The following is a 19,397-nucleotide window of genomic DNA, read 5'->3' as shown; positions in this document are numbered from 1 at the left end:
GTCGCCAAGGCCGCCGGACTGGCGGTGTCAGCCTGCGGAGCGCGGGTAAGACCGGGACTCGTCCCGGCGCAGCGCGATGAAACAGGAACCCACCCGAAGCCGCGCCCGACAACAGCGCGGCAGGCGGGAATCGCCCTCCTTTAGGTGGGCGAGGATGTCAAGGTGCGTTGAACCACCACCGCGCCACGACAGGGGGCGCGCCGCGTTTCGGGTCCTCCTACTTCAGGCTCACATCCGAGACGCTCGCCCGAGCCACGTTCTGCTACCCGGACAGTTCCGCCGAACCGTCCGCCTTCGGCATCGCCGACCGATGTTCCCTCGTCGGCCGCGCCGAGGCGACGGACACGGACGCCCTGGACAACCACGTCGAGGCGCAGATCCACGGGGCCGTCAGATTCGACCGCGACGTGGAGGCCCTGGTTCTGGATCCGAGCTATCGCGGGACCGGGGTCCACGACGCGGCGCGACACCTGCCGTGCCCCGTCGAATGGCATCCCGGCTTCCGGCTCGATGTGGCCGAACTGCGGCGCCATCCGCACTATCGCGGCCGGGAGTACGTGGATCTGGGGACCGAGGTCGCCGTCGACGCCGAGCTCACCCCCAGGATCATCGGAGACGCCGCGCGCACGGGCCGGTATGAACTCCAGGATCTCAAGAAGGTCTGGCACTGTCTTGCCCGGTTCGGGGATCTCGGCGCCCGCTGTTCCTGGCGGCCATAGGCTCGATCGAGCAATTTTCTCTTCAGCGGAGGCCGCCGTCCGCGAGAGCCCCGTGTTCGCCTGTCAGGCCAACTGCCCAGGCACGCAAAGCGGTTGGACGCCTTCCGGTACGCGGCACTTTTGCGCCACCGCCGTCGGCCCCTGATTGGTCTACACCTTGACTGGTACAGACCAAAGCGGTTGAGTGTGGCCCCACACCCCCCACCACGGTCGCCCCGGAGTGCACGGCCCCCTCGCCGGCGAACACGCGAGGCTCCGCCTCGCCTCCATTGCGGCCTGCTCCGTGAAGGACTGATCCCGTGTCACAACGCCGCATGTCTTCCGTCCTGGCCGCGCTGCTGATCGGAGCCGCCGCACCGGTGCTGCTGCCGGCCACGAACGCTTCCGCCGCCTCCTGTTCGAGCTACCCGAACTGGGTGGCCGGCAAGTCCTACGTCACCGGCAACATCGTCCGGTACACGGACGGGAAGGCCTACATCGCAGAGCACGACAACCCGGGGTACGACCCCACCATCAGCACCTGGTTCTGGGACCCGTACGCCTGTGACGGCGGCTCGACCGATCCCTCTGGCGGCTTCGTCGTGAGCGAGGCGCAGTTCAACCAGATGTTCCCGAACCGGAATTCGTTCTACACCTACAACGGCCTGAAGGCCGCGCTGAGTTCATACCCCGGCTTCGCCAACAGCGGGAACGACACTGTCAAGAAGCAGGAGGCGGCGGCGTTCCTCGCCAACGTCAACCACGAGACCGGCGGCCTGGTCTACGTGGTGGAGCAGAACACCGCCAACTATTCGCACTACTGCGACTGGAGCCAGCCCTACGGCTGCCCGGCCGGCCAGTCGGCGTACTACGGGCGCGGGCCGATCCAGCTCAGCTGGAACTTCAACTACAAGGCCGCCGGTGACGCCCTCGGCATCGATCTGCTGGGCAACCCCAACCTCGTCCAGACCGACGCGGCCGTCGCCTGGAAGACCGGCCTCTGGTACTGGAACACCCAGTCGGGCCCCGGCACCATGACCCCCCACAACGCGATGGTCAACAGCGCCGGATTCGGCCAGACGATCCGCAGCATCAACGGCTCGCTGGAGTGCGACGGCAAGAACCCGGCACAGGTGCAGAGCCGAGTCGATTCGTACCAGCGCTTCACCTCGATCCTCGGCGTCACGCCGGGAGCCAACCTCTACTGCTGAACAACCCGAACCAACGGCTCCTGACGCCGGAGGCGCGCCGCCACCGCGGCGCGCCTCCCACTTGCGCCGAGCAGACCCGCCACCCGTAGCAACGAGCGCGGGGGCGGGCACGCCCCCGCGCCACACGGCCGGCGGGTGGGAGAGTGCCCTCGCACCGGGTAGTCGTTTGACATGAATAAATACGATTCCGGCATCCACCCCGAGACGACAACGGTTCCGGAAGCCGCCTCGGCTCGATGGCTGGCCGGTCTCTCCCGTGTCGAACGGTCGTCGGCGGCGGACCCGGTGATCCGAACGCTTCAGCGGGGAATCCGCTCGCTGCCGCTGGGCACGGCCCGCGATCTGCTGCGCGGCAGGCCGCTGGGCCATCCCGTGCACCCCGTCCTCGTTCAGGTTCCGATCGGCTGCTGGCTGTCGGCCGCCGTCATGGACGTGATGCCGGCGGGGCAGCGCGCGGCGACGACCCTGACAGCCGTCGGACTGGCCGGGGTCGTCCCGGCGGCGGTCAGCGGGTGGGTCGACTGGGCTGATCTGCCGCCCGAGCAGGCGCGCGTCGGGCTGGCCCACGCCGTCACGAACGTCGTCGCGGTGGTGTTCTTCGCCGCTTCCCTCACGGCACGGCTCCGCCACCACGGGGCGAAGGGAAGGCTGTGGTCGCTGGGCGGCCTGGCGGCGGTCGGCGTCACCGGAGCACTGGGCGGACACGTGGCCTACCAGCGGGCAGTGGGAGCCTGGCCGGCGTAGCCGTATCTCCCTGGGGCGGGCCGATCGGCCCGCCCTGCCGACCAAGCGTATGTTCGTCCAAGCCGCACGGCGGGTCCTGGAGTCATCACGCGGTCACCGAGACCGCCGTGCCGAAGAGTCACGCGGAGACGATGTACGCGGCCGCCACGGCGAGCGGGCTCCCCTGTTCTCGCCCTCTACGCGGCACCGACGCCCTCGGGCGCACCTCCGCCCGCGTCGCCCGGGCGGGACTCCCGTGGTGACGGTGTGACGGTCACGTACGGGAGGAATCACCAGCCCCGGCCGCGTCTGCATCCGAGTCCGCGTCCGCGTCCGCGTCCGCGTCCGCCAGAATCTCCTCGCGCAGCGACGCGCAGCAGCTGCTGAGCAGGCGCGACACGTGCATCTGCGAGACACCCAGCTGCTCCGCGATACAGCTCTGAGTCATGTCACGGAAGAACCGCAGGTAGAGGATCGCCTGCTCGCGCTCGGGCAGTCTGGCCAGAGCGGGCTTCAGGGCCTCCCGGTCCACGACGAGGTCGAACCCGGCGTCGGCCTCACCCAGCGCGTCAGCCAGGGAGTATCCGTCGTCACCGTCGGTGAGCCGGGCGTCCAGTGACAGGGTGGCGAAACTGTCCAGGGCCCCCAGGCCCGCGCGTACGTCGTCCTCGCTCAGCTGCGCGTACTCCGCTATCTCGGCGACGCCGGGCTGCCGGTCGGAGTTCGTCGGGGCCAGGTCCTTCACGGCGCCGCGGACCCTGTTGCGCGCCTCCTGGACCCGGCGGGGCACGTGCACGGCCCACATGTGGTCACGGAAGTGGCGCTTGATCTCACCGACGATGGTCGGCACGGCATAGCTCTCGAAGGCGTTGCCCCGGCTCGGGTCGTACCGGTCCACGGACTTCACCAGGCCCAGGGCGGCGACCTGGGTCAGATCCTCGACGGATTCACCCCGGCCCCGGTACTTGCCGGCGATTCGCTCCGCCATCGGCATCCAGGCTTCGACGATCTCCTCGCGCAGCGCCTGGCGTTCGGGCCCGTCGGAGAGTCCCGCGAGGTGCGAGAAGGCGGCGTCGGTATCGGGAGCGTCGTCGTGGCGGCGGCGTTGCGTGGCAGCGGTGCAGGTCATGTGCTGACAGCTCCCTCAGGGGTTGCTGACTGGACAGAAACACCATGGGGGCGCACACAATTTCGGGACACACCCGTGCACTGGAGCGGACGCTCTCACGGACGTGCCTTTTATCCGAAGCACTGTTCCTTGAGTCCCCGACCCTCAGGGCGATAAACGCGTAACGGGACATTGTGACTCCGGGGCGGCGACTGATCGTGGAGCGTGACGGAGCCCCGGCACCTTTCGCTCGGATTCTGGATCACCACGGGAACTGGACGGCTCACCCGTCCGACTGCTTCACCACACGGCCGCGAGCGAGCCGTCGAAGGACGCCGCACCTCGCTCGCCGGCCGGACGCCCGCCGCCCGGGACCGGGGAGCGGGGTCGAACGCAGTCGACACAGAACGAGGTGAGTCCGACGATGTCCGTCAACTCCGATGCCCCCGACCTGCCCGCTCCAGGCGAGGAGGCCGCCGACACACCCGAGGGAAGCGAACCGGCCGAGGGAAACGGCGTACCCGAGGGAAGTGACGTAGTCGCGGCAAGCGGCGTGGACGTGGGCGCGGGCAGCGCCGCTGTGACACTCGGATCGCATCAACGGCGCACAGGTTTCGGGCCGTTGATGGCACGCCTGCATTTCTACGCCGGAGTTCTGGTGGCGCCGTTCCTGCTCGTCGCGGCGGTGACCGGTCTGCTGTACACCTTCACCCCGCAACTGGACTCGTTCGTCTACGACAAGGAACTCACCGTCGCCCACCCGGCCGGCGCCTCCCTGCCCCTGGCCGAACAGGTGGCCGCCGCGCGGGCCGGTCACCCGACGGGCGCGCTGCTCGCCGTCCGCCCGGGAACCGGGGAGGCCACGACGCAGGTCGACTTCGCGCTGCCCGAACAGGGCGAGCGGGCCCAAACCGTCTACGTCGATCCGTACACCGGCGAGATCACCGGACAACTGACCACCTGGTACGGCTCCACGCCTCTGAAGACGTGGCTGGACGACCTGCACCGCAACCTGCACCTGGGCACCACCGGCCGTTACTACTCGGAGATCGCGGCGAGCTGGCTGTGGGTCCTCGTCCTCGGCGGCCTGCTCCTGTGGTGGCGGCGACAGCGTCGCGACCGGCGCGCACGACGTCTGCTGCTGCCCGACCTCGCCGCCGGGAAGGGCGTACGCCGCACACGCGGCCTGCACGCGGCGACGGGCGTGTGGCTCGCGGTCGGCCTGCTGGCCCTCTCCGCGACCGGTCTGACCTGGTCACGTTTCGCGGGCGGTCACTTCGGAGAAGCGCTGGACGCGCTGCGTTCCGGGACACCCGGGGTGTCCACCGCGCTGCCCGGCGCGACGGCCGACGAGCGGGGCACCCACCACCACGGCGGGGGAACGGGCTCCCCCACCGCACGGGGTGTGGACCCGAAGGCGATCGACGGAGTCCTCGGGGCGGCCCGGCGCGACGGTCTGTCGGGCCCCGTGGCCATCAGCGTGCCACAGGACGGCGCCACCGCCTGGACCGTGTCGCAGACCCGCAATCTCTGGCCGGTCGGACGCGACAGCGTCGCCGTCGACGCCTCCGCCGGCAAGGTGGTCGACCGGGTGGACTTCGCCGACTGGCCGGTCCTGGCCAAGCTGACACGCTGGGGCATCAACGCGCACATGGGCACGCTGTTCGGCCTGGCCAACCAGATTCTGCTGGCGGTGCTGGCCATCGGTCTGACCTGCATGACCGTCTGGGGCTACCGCATGTGGTGGCAGCGCCGCCCCACCCGCGCCGACCGCCGCGCCCTTCTCGGCACCCCGCCGGCCCGCGGCGCGCCTGGCGCGGAATTCGGTACGGCGCCCTGGCCGCCGGCGTCGTGGCCGTCATCGCGCTCGGCTGGGCGCTCCCCCTCTTCGGCGTACCGCTCGCGGCGTTCCTGGCCGCCGACCTCCTCGTGGGTGCCCTGCGGCGCCGCCGGACGGTGACTCCGCCCGCGGCCGAGCGTGGCTCCACAGGCTGAGCCCACACCCCTTTCCGGGGGCGGCACTTGGCGGGGCCGCGACACCAAGCGGCCCCGCCCACAGCCGAGTTGCCCGCCGGGAAGATGCATTGCCGTGCGGCCTCAGGAGGCCCCCACGGCCGCGGCGTTGTCCCAGGCTCTCTCGAACTCGGCGGCCGGATACGGCGTTCGCTTGGTCTCGGTGAGCAGACGACGGGCGAATTCACCCATGGTCACGGCAGCCCGGGAATTCCGGTCGATGATCCCGGCGATCTCGTGCGGTACGCCGTCGGGACGGTGTCCTGCGATCCAATCGCGCAGGAAGACCTCGTACTCGCCGTCACCGGGCGGTCCTGCGGGCAGGTGATGGCGCAGCAGATGACGTGCGGTGTGGCAACGGTCGTAGAGGCGGTGGGCGGAGAGGAACTCCGCCTCGGCGGCCGTGAGTTCGAAGCCGGAGCTCAGCGCGAGCCCGAAGTCCGCGAAGTACAGCTGCCGGCCGTCGGTGAGGACATTGGCGAAGTGGGCGTCGAAATGCACGAATCCGCGCGAGCTCATGAAGGCGGTGCCCCGCGCCAGAGCCTGTTCCGCCCAGACATACGGCGCGCCGTGACCGTCCTCCGGCGCGGTGGTGCGGTGCTCGTGCAGCCAGTCGGCGAGTGTCCCCGGGACGTGTTCCAGGAAGAGAACCAGGGCGGCCGAGGACCGGCCGATGGCCTCCAGCCGCTCCCGTACGGCCGATGAGCCCTCCCAGTGCTCGACCGCCCCGTCGATGCCGCCGAACGCGTCGGTGAAACCCTCGGGAGGCGAGTCGGGCAGGACGCGCCAGTGGTACATCAGCGGAAAGCCCTCGTACTCGTTCCCGAGAACCCAGTTGGTGGTCATGACGTGCGCGGCCAGCTCGCGCCAGGCCCCGAACCCCGCCGACCCCACCCCGTACTGGTAGAACATCGGCAGCCCGAAGAGGTTCGCCGTCGACCGCGCGTTCTCGGGCCGTATCTCGATGTCCGTCAGGGGGACCTTCTTGACGAACACACGCGTGCCGTCGACCTCCAGCTCCGCCGACCTGCCGCCGATGCCGGACCCGAGCGGCGCGGCACCGGCCACGATCTCGCCGAGCCTGCGGTCGCTCAGCAGGGAAAGACGCGTGGCCACCCTCCCGTAGCCGGCGAGCCGCGCGGCATGACGCCGCGGTTCCGGAGTACACATCGACGGCTCCTCGGTGCCCAGGACCAGGGCCTCGGCGATCCCGACGGACACGGTCGAGCCTATCCGCGGCGACCGCCGCGACGATCACACCCTCCTCGTGGCGCCGGCCTGCCCAACACCGCCGACGGCGATACTGGACGGATTCCGGCGGCGATTGCCCCTCCCGGCCGAGGGAAGAGACGTACCGGGAGCGGAAGACCGGGAGCAGGAGGTCTATCGTTGCCGTCCGACAAGTGTTAGCGGGGTCAGCGAGAGTGCTTCGGGAGCGAACTGTGACAAGGGCGGGAGAGCCGTCTGAGGCCGTTGCCGGGGGGCGGCTGACGGCTTTGCGCGAGACGGGGCTTTCGGCCGCGGCGGACGCGGGAATGGACCGGTTCGCCCGGCTCGTGGCCAACGTGGTCGGTGTGCCCATGGCACTGGTGTCGCTGGTGGAGCCCTCACGCCAGGTGTTCCCGGGCATGGTGGGGCTCGCCGAGCCCTGGGCACAGTCCCGCCAGACACCGTTGACCCACTCGCTGTGCCGGCACGTCGTGACCACCGGCCGGCCGCTCGTCCTGGCCGATGCCCGCCAAGATCCCCTGACCTGCGCGAACCCGGCCATCCCCGACCTCGGGGTCATCGCCTACGCGGGGATGCCGCTGACCGACGGGGCAGGACACGTACTGGGGTCGCTGTGCGCGATCGACACCCGTCCGCGGGAGTGGACCGCACGCGAGCTGGAGCTGCTCGAGGACCTGACGGCGGCATGCGGCGCGGAGCTGCGGCTGCGGATCGTCTCGCTCCACCACGAGCAGGCCCGCGCCGCCGAGGCGACGGCGCGGGCCGAGGCGGACGACGTGACCAGACGGCACCGCGCCGCACTGGGGCGTTCCCAGCTGCTGCTGCGGGCCGCGGACGCGCTGGCCGACACCACCGGCCTGTCGGACGTCCGGGAGCAGGTGCGGGAACTCGTCGGCAGCGACCTCAAGCCCGCGTACGTAGGACTGGTTCTGGTGGAGGGCACCACCACGAAGCGGCTGCGGCGCATGGTCGACGTGATGGGCAGCACCCCGATGGAACGCACCTACGAGAGCTACACACTCGACGCCGCCTGGCCGACCGCGCGGGCGGCCCGGGAGAACCGGACGATCACGGTCACGGACACGGCGCAGCTGGAGCGCGACTACTCGCCGGAGGCGGCCGAGACGTTCACGGCTCTGGGGCTGCGGACCGCGGTGTGCGTGCCGCTGCCGGGCACGGTTCTCCCGCTCGGCACACTGGTGCTGGGCTGGAACCACCCGCACGAGATCGACATCGTGGAGCAGGCGGTGCTGGCGTCGTTGGCCGGGTACACCGCACGGGCGGTGGAACGGGCGCTGTTCCTGGACAACCGTATCGACGCGGCCCGGGAGATGCAGGAGGCCCTGCTCACCGATGTGCCCTCGGTACCGCATCTGGATCTGGCGGCACTGTACCGGGCCGCCGCGCGGACGGATCTGGTCGGTGGCGACTGGTACGACGCCTATATGCTGCCCAGCGCGGCCCATGGCGGCGAGGACTCCAGCGCCCCGGCCGTGCTGGCCCTGTCGGTCGGTGACATCACCGGCCACGACATGAGGGCGGCCACCCTGATGGGGCAGGTACGCAGCATGCTCCGCCAGGCCGATCTCGACCACGCGGGCGGCGGGCCCGCGCGTGCGGTCAGCGCGCTGGAGCACGCCAACTCCGCCCTGCATCTCGACGCGAGTGGCACCCTCGTCCACGCCCATCTGCGCCCCTGCGGTTCGGACCGCAAGGGCAGCTGGGATCTGACCTGGACGAACGCCGGACACCCGCCCCCGCTCGTCGTACGGCCCGACGGCGGCGTCGACCGGCTGACCCGGCACGACATCATGCTCTTCCCCGGTCTGAACACGCGGCCGCGCAGGGAGAACCGACTGTTCCTGCCGCCCGGCAGCGTGGTCCTGTTCTACACCGACGGGTTGGTCGAACGCCCCGAGGTCGACATGGACCTGGCCATCGACGCGACGGGCCGCATGCTGGCCGCGCACGACGGGCGCCCCTTGGAAGTCCTGCTGAACGAGATCACGGACCGGATCGCCGGCCCCGACGCCAAGGACGACATCGCCCTGCTCGCCCTGCGCGTCCCCGCCGCCTGAGAACGACGAAAGCCAGGCCCCGCGCACATGACCACTGCCCACTGGCTCTTCGGGGACCAGCTCGGACCCCATTTCCTCACCCCCGGCGCGGAAGGGCCGGACCGTGACGCGCCGGTGGTCCTCGTCGAGGCCCTCTCCGTGTTCCGCCGCTGGCGTTTCCACCGCGCGAAGGCCCATCTCGTCCTCTCCGCGATGCGGCACCGCGCGGCCGAGCTCGGCGGACGCGTCCGTCATGTCCGCAGCGAGACCTATCGCGAGGGGCTGCGCGAAGCGGTCGGCGACGACGCCGTGACGGTGCACCACCCCACCTCCCACGCGGCCCTGCGTCTGGTCCGCTCGCTCGACAGGGTCACGGTGCTGCCCGCCCGCGGGTTCCTCGTGCCGCCGGCCGACTTCCGTGCCTGGGCCGACGACCGCGGTGGCCGTCGGCTGCGACAGGAGGACTTCTACCACTGGGTACGGCGGGAGCACGGTCTGCTGATGGACGCCGACGCTCCCGCGGGCGGGCGCTGGAACCTCGATCACGACAACCGCGAACGCCCGCCCGAGGGGGCGAGCACCCTGGGCGCGCCGTCACCGTACCGGCCGCGTGAGGACGACATCGACGCGGAGGTGCGGCACGACCTTGACCGGTGGGAACGCGACGGCCTGGTGCGGTTCGTCGGACGGGACGGCCCGCGCCGGTTCCCGGCCTCACGCCGCGAGGCGCTGACCGCGCTGCGACGGTTCGTCGAGCACCGGCTGGCCGGCTTCGGCCCGTACGAGGACGCGATGCTGGCGGCCGATCCGGTGATGAGCCACAGCCTCCTGTCGTCGTCCCTGAACCTCGGTCTGCTGCACCCCCTCGAATGCGTCGAGCTCGCCGAAGAGGCCTGGAGAGCCGGCCGGGCGCCGCTCAACAGCGTGGAGGGGTTCGTCCGGCAGATCGCCGGATGGCGTGAGTACGTATGGCAGCTCTACTGGCACTTCGGCGACGACTACCGGCACAGCAACGCCCTACGGCACCACGCGCCGCTCCCTGACTGGTTCCTGGATCTGGACGCCGACGCCGTGGAAGCGCGCTGCCTGGCCACCGCGCTGGCACAGGTCCGCGACACCGGATGGACGCACCACATCCCCCGGCTGATGCTGCTCGGCAGTTACGCGCTGCAACATGGCTGGGACCCCGCGGCGGTGACGGACTGGTTCCACCGCTGCTTCGTCGACGGCTACGACTGGGTGATGCTGCCCAACGTCGTCGGGATGTCCCAGTACGCGGACGGCGGGCGGATGACCACGAAGCCGTACACCTCGGGCGGCTCCTACGTGAACCGTATGAGCGATCTGTGCAAGGGCTGCGCCTACCGGCCCACGGAACGCTCGGGGGATCGGGCCTGTCCGTACACCACCGGATACTGGGCCTTCCTGCACCGTCACCGCGAGCGGCTGGCCGGCAACCACCGCATGGCACAGGCCGTCCGGGGGCTCGACCGGCTCGCTGACCTGGACGAACTGCTGTGCCGGGAGTCGGAGCTCGGGGACTCGCCGCCGTGACGCGAGCGGGGTGGGCCCGGACGTCCTGGCCGAGTCCGGGTACCGATATCCGGAACGCCGGCCGGACCCTGCGGCGTAACACCAACGCACTCCCGCGGTTGACGGCTGTCGCGCCCGCGGTGACGGTTGGAAGGTGGAGCCCGCCACGCGGAGCTGAACCGCCTACTGCCGCGGGGTGGGTTTCCTGGACGGGGGGCGCCGCGTCGGGGCCCGGAACCGTGAGCCCGCCGCGCGGTCTCCCCGCTGCCGCACGACGCGTACTCGCGCCCCGAGTGCAAGGGAGCACCGCACATGACCGAGGCCCGGCACGACCGCCCCGGACCTGACCAGCACTCCGTCTCCCGCCCGGAGTCCTCGGGGCCGCGGCACTCGGACAGCCGTCCGGCGGCCCTGCCCGGTACGGTCTCCGACCTGCGCCGGGTCGGCATCGCCCCCGATCACTGGTATCCCGTGGCGACCTCGCGGAAGGTGCGGCGCAACCGGACGTTCGCGGCCGTCTTCGCAGGTGAGCGGATCGTGCTGTACCGCGGGCGCAGCGGTGTCGTCCACGCGCTGGAGGACCGCTGCGCACACCGTCAGGTGCCGCTGAGCATGGGTGTGGTCGAGGGTGACGTCCTGCGCTGCTGCTACCACGCGTGGGCCTATCGGGGCGACGGACGCATCTCGCAGATCCCGTACCTGCCCAAGGGCTGCGAGCGGCCGCCGCGCGGGGTGCGCTCGTACCCGGTCCGGGAGGCCTACGGACTGGTCTTCGTGTTCCCGGGTGACCCGGCGCTCGCCGAGGACGCGCCGTTCCCGTTCCTGCCCGAGTACCACTCCGCCACCCACCGCACCATGACGTTCTCCCGCACCGTGCGGTGCCACTACTCGTTCATGCACGAGAACCTGCTCGACATGAACCATCAGTTCCTGCATCGGAGCGTGCTCGGCAGGATCCGGCCGGAACTGCTGGGGTACGACGCCGGTCCACGGCACGTGGAGGCCCGTTACCTCTTCGTCCCGGCCGGGGGCCGCAAGGACCGGGGTGCGGGACTGCTGTCCGCGGAGGGGTTCGGCGGCCAGGACCGGCCCGACGTCATCACGATCCGCACCGAGTATCCGTACCAGACGCTCAGGGACGTCCCCGAGGGCAGCGAGCTTCCGGTGTTCTCGCTCTGGGCCGCCTATGTGCCCGAGGACGCGGAGCAGCGGATCAATCACGCCTACGGCCTGCTCACGATCGCGAAGCCGTCGGTGCCCGGGACGCTGCATCTCGCCTGGCCGCTCATCCGCCGTTTCACCGAGCGGGTCTTCGCCCAGGACCGGACGGCGGTCGAGGCGGAGCAGCGTGCCTGGGACGAGCAGGGCGAGGATCACAACCACGAGGTGTTCCCGCTCATCCTCGATCTCCGCGATGTCCTGCGTTCCAACGGCGTGCCGCTGCGTCCGGAACAGGCGTCCGGATGCGCGCCCTGCGCGATGGCCTCCCCGGCCCACCACACGGCCGCCGTCACGGGCGACGCCGTTGCGACGGACCACGCCGGCGTGACCGACCATGCCGAGGCCACGGACCTCGGCGACGGCACGGGCTTCGCCGACGCTACGGGCCCTGGCGACGCTACGGGCCCTGGCGGGCCGGCGCAGTCCGCCGGCCCGGCCGTGGAGGGCGCCAGCAGGTCCGAGTAGTCCCGTCGGCCTGCCGGACGCGAAGCCACGCCCCCGAAGGCGCCGGTTTCCGTTCGGCCGGTCAGTCCGCCGTGCGGACCGGGGTCTCCCGCCCGGCGACCGGCGACGCCTGCGTGATCACTTCGGAGCGCCGCCGGCCCCGGTCCATGACCCCGCCCGTGAAGGCCAGGCCCAGACCGGCCACGGCGAGCGCCGCGCCGACCAGGTTGGGCGCGGCCCAGCCCCAGCCGGCCGAGATGACCAGGCCGCCGAGCCAGGCACCGCCCGCGTTGGCCAGGTTGAAGGCCGAGTGGTTGGAGGCCGCCGCCATCGTCGGGGCGTCCTTCGCCTTGGCCATGAGCAGCATCTGGATCGGCGTGGTGATGAGGGAGCCCATCGCGCCGATGAACGTGATCGTCAGGAGTGCGGGCACGGTGCTGTGGATCGTGAAGTAGAACGTCACCAGGGCCGCGGCCAGCAGGACGAGCCCCCAGTACATCGTCGGGCGCAGCGCGCGGTCGGTGAGCGGTCCGGCGACCAGGGTGCCGAGCGTCATGCCGACGCCGTAGAGGGCGAGGACCCAGGTGGTCGACGAGCCGGGGATTCCGGTCAGGTGCGTGAGCATCGGGACGAGATAGCTGTAGACGGCGAAGAATCCGCCGAAGCCCACGACGGCCGTGGCCAGACCGATGACGACCTGCTTGTTGCCCATGGCCCGCATCTCGTGCCGGATGCCGGACTGCGCGCCGCGCGGCTGGTGCGGGACGAATGCGGCCAGCGCGGCCATCGCGACGAGGCCGATGACGGCGACGACGCCGTAGGCGGAGCGCCAGCCCAGATGCTGTCCGAGTGCCGTGGCGGCCGGGACCCCGATGATGTTGGCGATGGTGAGTCCGAGGAACATCTTCGAGACCGCGCGGGCCGCCCGGTCCGGGGCGACCAGTCGCGAGGCGACGACGGCGCCCACGCCGAACAGCGCGCCGTGCGGCAGACCGGCCAGGAAGCGGGCGGCGAAGAGGGTGCCGAAGTCGGGGGCGAGGGCGGACGCCGTGTTGCCGATCACGAACAGCCCGGTCAGGAGCAGCAGCAGCCGCTTGTGCGGGACGCGCGCGCAGATGCCGGTCAGCAGCGGAGCGCCGACGACGACACCCAGCGCGTAGGCCGACACGACGTTGCCGGCGTGCGGTACTGACACACCGATTCCGTCCGCGATCTGGGGCAGCAGCCCCATCGTGGCGAACTCGGTCGTGCCTATGCCGAACGCGACGACAGCCAGGGCCAGCAGAGCCAAGGGCATGGTGCAGGAGAACCTTTCGAAGACAACGGGCCGGGGACCAGGGGTGGTGCGGTACGAGCTCGTCCGCGGTCTCCTCGTCCCGTCGCGCCGGGCGTCGTGACCCGGAGCACCCTGGGAAGAGGGTGAGCCCATGGGGAGTGCAGCAATGAAGCGAGGGCATCCATTCCAAGATCGCCCCGCGATGTGCGGCATCGGGCCGGGCCCGGTCCCCCGGGCTGCGGCCATCGGCCCCGGCCGGTGAGCAAGGATAGCCGCTGAGGCAGCGGCGCCGACCGGGCGGGGGTCACCGCCCGGATGTGTCACCACCTGAGCCGCGACTGTCCAGCGTCACCTCGTCACCCTCGGTGATGGCCCGGTCACAGGCGCCCTTCATGGCTCGTGCGGCCGCGCACGTGGGCGGCGGCCGGATGAAGATCGGCCGCCGCCTCTGGCGTACGTGTCAGTGAGCGACGCCGCTCACCAGGGTGCCGGGGCCCGCGGCGGGACCACCGGTGGACGGTCGTCGCAGGTGATGGTGTTCGGCAGTTCCCATGACGCCAGCCAGGGGCCGGTCGCACCGCCCCCGTCGTTGCCGCCCAGGTCGTTCACCGCGAACTCCGAGCCGGAGGCGGGAAAGTTGAAGGATCCGCAGTTGTTGACACCGACCGCGCCGACGCCACGGGCGTCCACGTTCTCGAAGGACGCCGAGCCGGCGGAGCGGGCGCTGAGCACGGAGGTGCCGGTGCCGTCCACGCGGATGTCCTTGAAGCGGACGCCCCGGATCGCGTACTTGTCCTTCACCGGGAAGTCGGACACGAGCATGATCGCGTTGTAGGTGCTGTCGAGGAAGTGGTCGCCGGTGACCTGGATGTCGGCGTCGATGTCCCGCTCCAGGGCGTAGAACCAGATGGCTCCGAGCCCGATCTTCCAGTTGAGCTCGAACGGCCCCGAGCGGACTGTGGTGTTGTCCGTGATCCACAGATGTCCGGAGAACGGCTGCGCGCCGAACCGGGAGCCGACCTGGATGGCGCTGCCCTCTCTGACGGGGTCGGCTATGAGGTTGCCGGTGACCGTGTTGTCGGTGCCGCCGTACAGGGCGATGCCGTTGGCGAGGACCGGGGTCTGCACGGTGTTGTGGGCGAACACGTTACGCGCGTCACCGGTCTTCTCCGACCACATGGCCAGGCCGTCGTCGCCCGTGTTGCGGACGAAGGTGTCCGAGACGCTCGAATCGGTCACACCGGTATGGAAGTTGATGCCGTCGGCGATCTGGTCGGCGATCGTGGTGCGGGTGACGCGCAGCCCGGCCATCGGGCCGTCGAACCACATGCCGACCTTGGTGTGGTGGAGGTAGAGGCCGTCGATCGTCGAGTCGCCGAGCGCGCCGCCGATGGCGTTGACCTGGTCGGTGTCGACGCGTTCGCGTACGTCGCCCTCGACGGCGAAGCCCGACAGGTGGACGTCGTGGCTGCCGCCGTCCGCCGCGTCCTTGCCGTAGAAGCCGACGCCGGTGTGGACCGAGCCGTCGGCCGCGGGGGTGTCGAGGGTGACCTGGTGCCCCTTGACGACCGTGTACCAGCTGCCCGCCCCGACGATCGTCACGTCGTCCACGGTGATGTGCCGGTTCACCTGGTACGTGCCCGGCGGCACGTACACCTTGAGGTGCCGCTTCCGGGCGTACGCGACGGCCCGGTCGAAGGCGTCGCCCGCGTCCCGCCGGCCGGTGGGGTCGGCGCCGAACGCGAGGACGTTCGCCGCGTGCGTCTCGATGTGCGGCGCGGCGACGAGTTGTGTGTCGAGCAGGTCGATCACGGTCCAGGCCGCGCCGCCGCCCTTGGGCGCGGTGAGACGGACGGTGTCACCGGCCGCGTACCGCTTGCCGAGCAGCAGTCTCTGCTCGTCGTAGAAGTGGCTGGGCCTGAACGGCTTCTCGATGACGGGCGCCGGGGTGGTGGCGGCGGGGACGCAACCGCATTCGGTGATCCACCAGTCGGGGTGCAGCAGACCGGCTGCGGGGTCGTTGCTGAACGGGTACTGGTTGTAGAGCCAGGAGTACCGCGAGGTGAGTGTCATCGTGGTGCGGTGTCCGCCGTCCACGGAGACGTCGAGGGGCGCGGTGATGCCGCCGCCTTCGGGAGCGTCGGGGATGCTGTAGCGCACGGTGAGGGCGTTGGCGGCACGCGGCAGGGTGAACTCGACGTACTGGCCAGGCGTCAGGCGCACCGCCGTCCGGCCGGACGCCTCGGAGGGCAGCGTGTAGGCCGTGCGGTCGGGGCCGATGACGGTGCCGTTCGTCGCCGCGTTCTCCGCCTCCTGCTCCGCGAAGTCCACCGCGGCGCCGCGCCCCGCCACGAGGGCGGGATCGAGCCCGGCCCGGGTCACCGCCGGGACGCCCTCACCGCCGCCGTGCCCGGATGCGGCCGGAGCCGGCACACCGAGCCCGAGCACGAGTCCCGCGGCGGCCGCCGTCACCGCCGCGACCGTCCGGGCCGGTCTCCGCACGCGGCCGCGGACCCGCACCGCGGTCGCGTGGATGGTGTACCACGCCATCAGATTCTCGTTTCTCTCGGAGCGGAGGACACCGAGGGCCGCTCGGTGCACGGCAGCACGGAGGGAAGAGACCGTGCCGCTGCGTACCGGGACATTAGGGCGCGGCGCGAGATCCGGACAAGACGTCGGACACGTCTTTTCGTATCGCAGTACAGATCCTGCAAGCCTTAGTCGATTTCTTGCATCGGATCACAACACCGGGAGCGACCTCGGCAGCGGCCCTCCCTCCGACCGCCGCCTTCACGGCAGAGGCCGACCTCACGGCGAGGGGGCATGCGGATCAAGGACGGTTCTGGCCCCACGTCTGGAGGACGAAGGGGCGTCCCTTCTCCTCGCCTGTGATCGGCGGCACGTCGAGCAGGGCGAAGCCCGCCTTGGTGGCCACGGCGATGCTCGCGGCGTTCTCGGCCTCCAGCTCCAGGATCACCTGCTCCGCGGCCAGCTCCTCGAAGGCGTACGCGGCCATCACCCGCACCGCCCGCACGGCCAGCCCCTGTCCGCGGTGCTCCGGACCGACCGCGTAGCCGATCTCCACGCCCTCGGGGGCGCGGCGCAGCATCACCTCGCCGAGCGGAGCTCCGCCGTCCAGCGTGATCGCGAGCAGGACGGCCGTACCCTCCGCACGCAGCTTCCGGTCCCGTTCCAGGCGCGCATGGGCGGCGGCTTCGTCGAAGGGGGAGACGATCGGTGTCCAGTACGCGATGTCGGGGTGGTCGAACAGCGCCGGCATCGCCGTCAGGTCGGCCTCCGTCCAGTCGCGGAGGACGAGACCCTCCCCCGAGAGCTCGACCCGCTCGGGAAAGGACGACGTGGTGCTGCTCATGGTGCGGGGCCTCCCTGGCCTGTCTGTCTATCTGTCTGTCTAGGTGCCTGACGTCCGTCTGTCCGTCTGTTCATCTGTCCGGCGGCAACGAGGCAGGATAACCGGGACGGCCGGGGTGGACGGCCCGCCCGCCCTCCGCCCCGCGCCACTCTCAGGGGCGAGCCGACCCCACCGCCATGAGGAGCCCGCTCGCCCAGGTCATACGTACGGAGCGGAAGTCGTCCCGCTCCTCCAGGTCGGCCAGGAGACGCTTGACGGCGTCACGGTGGTCCTCCGGCCAGTCGGGCAGCGGGTCGAGGTCGTCGATCAGATACGTTCCGCCGGGAGCCACGAGCCGCAGGGCTGATCCCAGGTGGGTGAACTTGCCGGGCCAGGTGTCCGCGAACACCAGGTCGAACGGTTCGCCGTCGTAGTCCGTCAGCCAGGCGCCGGCGTCACCGGCCACGAAGGTCACGCGCGGATCGGCCCTCAAGTGCTCGCGGGCGACCCCCCGCACGACCTCGTCGCGTTCGACCGTGACCAGGTGAGAGGCGCTGTCCATCCCGCTGAGCAGCCAGGCCGTGCCCTCCCCCACACCCGTACCGAGTTCGAGGACGCGGCCGCCGGGACAGCCGGCCGCGAGGGCGGCCAGCAGGCTGCCTGTCCGCTCCTCGCAGGACATGGTGAAACCTGCTTCGCGCGCCGCTGCGCGCAGGGCCGGGAGCACGACCGGAAGGCGGCTCGGCATGTCGTCCATCCGGGGATGATGCGGTCGCCCGCGCCGGCGCCACAACCCATTTTTGCGGACCTTTCAACCGGCCGTACAGCTGGTGGGGCCGGCCTTCGTGGCCGCGCTCCTCATCACCGCGCCGGCGCGTCCGACCGAACCATCCGCCAGCCAGTCCACCGGACAGCCCGTCAGCCCCTCAGACCCTCAGCCCGAGAAGGCGTACCCGGTGAAGTCGGTCACCGGGACGTATCCGATGCGCTGGTAGAGGGCGTTGCTGGTGGCGTTGGCCGGGTTCGTGAACAGGACGACCTCCCGTGCCCCCGCCGCCAGCGCGGCCCTGCTCACCTCGACCGTCACAGCGGCCCCGTAACCGCGGCCCCTGTGGCGAGCCGGGGTGTAGACGGGGTCCAACCGGACCTGGCCGCCGACCAGCGGGTTCGCGCCCGCCATGGCGACAGGTGTGCCGTCCGGGGCCTCCCAGAACGTGTAGCGCTTCTCGGCGAAGCGTGTGGCCGCCCAGGACTCGGCGTCTATCGACACGGATTCCCCGACGTCCGCGGCGAACTCACGGCACCAGCGCATGAGGTGCTCGTGCTCCCGCTCGCCCACAAGTCGGCCCCGGCCCGCCGGAAGAGGCTCCGGCTCGGTCAGCGTGCCGAGCCGGTAGAGGCGGCCCCACCAGTCGCGCACCGGTGCCGCGCCGCCGCTGTGCCGCCGCCACGCCTCGGCGAACGTGGCGGCGGTGTGCTGGTCGGCGGTGACACCGGAGAAGCGGTGGCCGAGGTCGGCCAGGCGTGCGGCGAGGGTGTGCGCCTGCCCGGGCGAGAGGGTGGTGACGGTCAGGCGGCCGCGCGGAGTGCGGTACACGATGGCGTGTACTTCGCCGTTCGACTCCAGCCGCCCGAAGACAGTGGTTCCGGCACCAGGCGACTCGACACCATGTCGCCCGGCGCCATGTCCATCGCCACCATGTTCCTCGGCGCCGTGTCGCCCGGCACGACATCCCTCGCCACCATGTCGCCCAGCACCAAGTCCCTCGCCACCCTGTCGCCCGGCGCCACGTGCGTCCGCACCACCTGATCGGAGTTTCTCGAGCGTGGTCAGTGGTGTGTTGTGCATGACCGGGCGTGAGAGAAGGAAGTCCCCGGCGCGGGCGAGGAATTCGTCGATGTCTTCCGTGAAGTGCCAGTCGTCCGAGCCCATGCTTCATGGTCCCTGACGCGCTCCGCTTCGGGAAGCACTCGTCCCCGGATCTGCACTCGTCCCCAGATCTACGAGGTGTGGTGCAGCCAGCGCTGAAGCACGTCGTTCACATCTGCCGACAGCGCGCTGATCTGGTCGATGGCGGCACGGTCCTCGGGCATCGGAGGGACGCCTGCGGCGGTGAGCGTCGCGTGCAGCGCCAGCCGTCGCTCGTCCCACGGGTCGAGCGTGTAACTGATTCGGTGAGCCGGGTTGGGCGGCGCCAGCAGGAAGTCGACGTCGTCGCGGGGCTGGACCGCGGCCGTCCACGCACTGTCCCGGGGCTGTACGGCATAGGGGTCGACGAACGCGCGGGAACTGAGGTTCTCACTGGTCCAAGGGGTCATCTCCGGCTCCTCACCGTATGAATCGCTGTGCAACTACATGTCCAGAGTCCGAGGAGGGCGGCTGCGGTTGCGTCCGGAGCCATACGTCACGCTGACGGCGTCTTCGGCTGCTGATCACCTCGTGTGACCAGCAGATGGGCAGCCGACGTTCCGCAGGCCCGCAGGCAACAACCGCGGGACAGGCCGAGGCATCACGCCCGCGGGATTCGCGG

Annotated in this window: 15 protein-coding genes and 1 pseudogene; 8 read left to right on the top strand and 8 right to left on the bottom strand. The window is 70.9% G+C overall.

Annotated features, from left to right (window positions below; genetic code table 11):
* Positions 1-161: 161 nt before the first annotated feature.
* From ABZV42_RS30350 to ABZV42_RS30340, 3 genes and pseudogenes are all read left to right on the top strand, one after another.
* A pseudogene (locus tag ABZV42_RS30350) lies at positions 162-719 on the top strand (DUF3626 domain-containing protein); the annotation flags it as partial.
* Between the two features lie 299 nt (positions 720-1,018).
* Entirely contained in the window at positions 1,019-1,909 is an 891-nt protein-coding gene (locus ABZV42_RS30345) for a glycoside hydrolase family 19 protein (protein ID WP_356054588.1), read from the top strand.
* Between the two features lie 171 nt (positions 1,910-2,080).
* Complete coding sequence (locus ABZV42_RS30340) at positions 2,081-2,653, top strand: DUF2231 domain-containing protein (RefSeq protein ID WP_356054586.1); 573 nt, start codon at positions 2,081-2,083, stop codon at positions 2,651-2,653.
* A gap of 253 nt (positions 2,654-2,906) precedes the next feature.
* Here ABZV42_RS30340 and ABZV42_RS30335 read toward each other — a convergent pair whose 3' ends face one another.
* Positions 2,907-3,761: an RNA polymerase sigma factor SigF gene (locus ABZV42_RS30335; RefSeq protein WP_356054584.1), complete on the bottom strand. Its 855-nt coding sequence runs from the start codon at positions 3,759-3,761 to the stop codon at positions 2,907-2,909.
* 604 nt (positions 3,762-4,365) lie between these two features.
* Here ABZV42_RS30335 and ABZV42_RS30330 point away from each other — a divergent pair.
* Positions 4,366-5,700 carry a PepSY-associated TM helix domain-containing protein gene (locus tag ABZV42_RS30330; protein ID WP_356054581.1) on the top strand — a complete coding sequence of 445 codons (1,335 nt, stop codon included), beginning with the start codon at positions 4,366-4,368 and terminating at the stop codon, positions 5,698-5,700.
* A gap of 137 nt (positions 5,701-5,837) precedes the next feature.
* Here the strand turns inward: ABZV42_RS30330 and ABZV42_RS30325 are convergent, their stop codons facing one another.
* On the bottom strand, positions 5,838-6,923 hold the full coding sequence (locus tag ABZV42_RS30325) for a protein kinase family protein (protein ID WP_356054592.1): 1,086 nt from the start codon (positions 6,921-6,923) through the stop codon (positions 5,838-5,840).
* 365 nt (positions 6,924-7,288) lie between these two features.
* On the opposite strand from ABZV42_RS30325, the gene ABZV42_RS30320 reads away from it, so the two are divergent.
* The 3 genes from ABZV42_RS30320 to ABZV42_RS30310 all read left to right on the top strand — a co-directional run bounded on the left by ABZV42_RS30320 (position 7,289) and on the right by ABZV42_RS30310 (position 12,259).
* Positions 7,289-9,061: a SpoIIE family protein phosphatase gene (locus tag ABZV42_RS30320; protein WP_356054578.1), complete on the top strand. Its 1,773-nt coding sequence runs from the start codon at positions 7,289-7,291 to the stop codon at positions 9,059-9,061.
* A 27-nt stretch (positions 9,062-9,088) separates the two neighbouring features.
* Entirely contained in the window at positions 9,089-10,594 is a 1,506-nt protein-coding gene (locus tag ABZV42_RS30315; protein ID WP_356054576.1) for a cryptochrome/photolyase family protein, read from the top strand.
* Positions 10,595-10,885: 291 nt separating this feature from the next.
* Positions 10,886-12,259, top strand: a complete 1,374-nt coding sequence (locus ABZV42_RS30310) for an aromatic ring-hydroxylating dioxygenase subunit alpha (RefSeq protein WP_356054574.1) — start codon at positions 10,886-10,888, stop codon at positions 12,257-12,259.
* 61 nt (positions 12,260-12,320) lie between these two features.
* On the opposite strand, the gene ABZV42_RS30305 is transcribed toward ABZV42_RS30310, so the two are convergent.
* From ABZV42_RS30305 to ABZV42_RS30285, 5 genes are all read right to left on the bottom strand, one after another.
* Positions 12,321-13,535 (bottom strand): MFS transporter, encoded by a 1,215-nt coding sequence (locus tag ABZV42_RS30305; RefSeq protein ID WP_356054572.1) that lies wholly within the window; start codon positions 13,533-13,535, stop codon positions 12,321-12,323.
* 456 nt (positions 13,536-13,991) lie between these two features.
* The gene (locus tag ABZV42_RS30300) at positions 13,992-16,064 is read right to left on the bottom strand and encodes a glycosyl hydrolase family 28-related protein (RefSeq protein WP_356054570.1); all 2,073 of its coding nucleotides are present in this window, start codon (positions 16,062-16,064) and stop codon (positions 13,992-13,994) included.
* A gap of 280 nt (positions 16,065-16,344) precedes the next feature.
* The gene (locus ABZV42_RS30295) at positions 16,345-16,887 is read right to left on the bottom strand and encodes a GNAT family N-acetyltransferase (RefSeq protein WP_355984650.1); all 543 of its coding nucleotides are present in this window, start codon (positions 16,885-16,887) and stop codon (positions 16,345-16,347) included.
* Positions 16,888-17,038: 151 nt separating this feature from the next.
* Positions 17,039-17,623 (bottom strand): class I SAM-dependent methyltransferase, encoded by a 585-nt coding sequence (locus ABZV42_RS30290; protein WP_356054568.1) that lies wholly within the window; start codon positions 17,621-17,623, stop codon positions 17,039-17,041.
* A 177-nt stretch (positions 17,624-17,800) separates the two neighbouring features.
* Positions 17,801-18,463, bottom strand: a complete 663-nt coding sequence (locus tag ABZV42_RS30285) for a GNAT family N-acetyltransferase (protein WP_356054566.1) — start codon at positions 18,461-18,463, stop codon at positions 17,801-17,803.
* An 87-nt stretch (positions 18,464-18,550) separates the two neighbouring features.
* Here ABZV42_RS30285 and ABZV42_RS30280 point away from each other — a divergent pair, with 87 nt between their 5' ends.
* Positions 18,551-18,676 (top strand): hypothetical protein, encoded by a 126-nt coding sequence (locus ABZV42_RS30280; protein ID WP_356054564.1) that lies wholly within the window; start codon positions 18,551-18,553, stop codon positions 18,674-18,676.
* A 191-nt stretch (positions 18,677-18,867) separates the two neighbouring features.
* Here ABZV42_RS30280 and ABZV42_RS30275 read toward each other — a convergent pair whose 3' ends face one another.
* Positions 18,868-19,185, bottom strand: a complete 318-nt coding sequence (locus tag ABZV42_RS30275; protein ID WP_355984647.1) for a hypothetical protein — start codon at positions 19,183-19,185, stop codon at positions 18,868-18,870.
* Positions 19,186-19,397 lie beyond the last annotated feature (212 nt).

It is taken from the genome of Streptomyces sp. NPDC005281 (assembly GCF_040607495.1).
In the GTDB taxonomy this organism is placed as follows: domain Bacteria; phylum Actinomycetota; class Actinomycetes; order Streptomycetales; family Streptomycetaceae; genus Streptomyces.
The sequence above is the reverse complement of the archived record's forward strand: the minus strand, read 5'-3'. Positions and strand labels throughout refer to the sequence as shown.

What these genes read in the sequence shown, in the direction of transcription:
- ABZV42_RS30325 (WP_356054592.1), bottom strand. Translation starts at nt 6,923, where the DNA reads ATGTGTACTCCGGAACCGCGGCGTCATGCCGCGCGGCTCGCCGGCTAC.
- ABZV42_RS30305 (WP_356054572.1), bottom strand. Translation starts at nt 13,535, where the DNA reads ATGCCCTTGGCTCTGCTGGCCCTGGCTGTCGTCGCGTTCGGCATAGGC.
- ABZV42_RS30330 (WP_356054581.1), top strand. Translation starts at nt 4,366, where the DNA reads ATGGCACGCCTGCATTTCTACGCCGGAGTTCTGGTGGCGCCGTTCCTG.
- ABZV42_RS30310 (WP_356054574.1), top strand. Translation starts at nt 10,886, where the DNA reads ATGACCGAGGCCCGGCACGACCGCCCCGGACCTGACCAGCACTCCGTC.
- ABZV42_RS30295 (WP_355984650.1), bottom strand. Translation starts at nt 16,887, where the DNA reads ATGAGCAGCACCACGTCGTCCTTTCCCGAGCGGGTCGAGCTCTCGGGG.
- ABZV42_RS30335 (WP_356054584.1), bottom strand. Translation starts at nt 3,761, where the DNA reads ATGACCTGCACCGCTGCCACGCAACGCCGCCGCCACGACGACGCTCCC.
- ABZV42_RS30320 (WP_356054578.1), top strand. Translation starts at nt 7,289, where the DNA reads ATGGACCGGTTCGCCCGGCTCGTGGCCAACGTGGTCGGTGTGCCCATG.
- ABZV42_RS30290 (WP_356054568.1), bottom strand. Translation starts at nt 17,623, where the DNA reads ATGGACGACATGCCGAGCCGCCTTCCGGTCGTGCTCCCGGCCCTGCGC.
- ABZV42_RS30340 (WP_356054586.1), top strand. Translation starts at nt 2,081, where the DNA reads ATGAATAAATACGATTCCGGCATCCACCCCGAGACGACAACGGTTCCG.
- ABZV42_RS30280 (WP_356054564.1), top strand. Translation starts at nt 18,551, where the DNA reads ATGTCCATCGCCACCATGTTCCTCGGCGCCGTGTCGCCCGGCACGACA.
- ABZV42_RS30275 (WP_355984647.1), bottom strand. Translation starts at nt 19,185, where the DNA reads ATGACCCCTTGGACCAGTGAGAACCTCAGTTCCCGCGCGTTCGTCGAC.
- ABZV42_RS30300 (WP_356054570.1), bottom strand. Translation starts at nt 16,064, where the DNA reads ATGGCGTGGTACACCATCCACGCGACCGCGGTGCGGGTCCGCGGCCGC.
- ABZV42_RS30315 (WP_356054576.1), top strand. Translation starts at nt 9,089, where the DNA reads ATGACCACTGCCCACTGGCTCTTCGGGGACCAGCTCGGACCCCATTTC.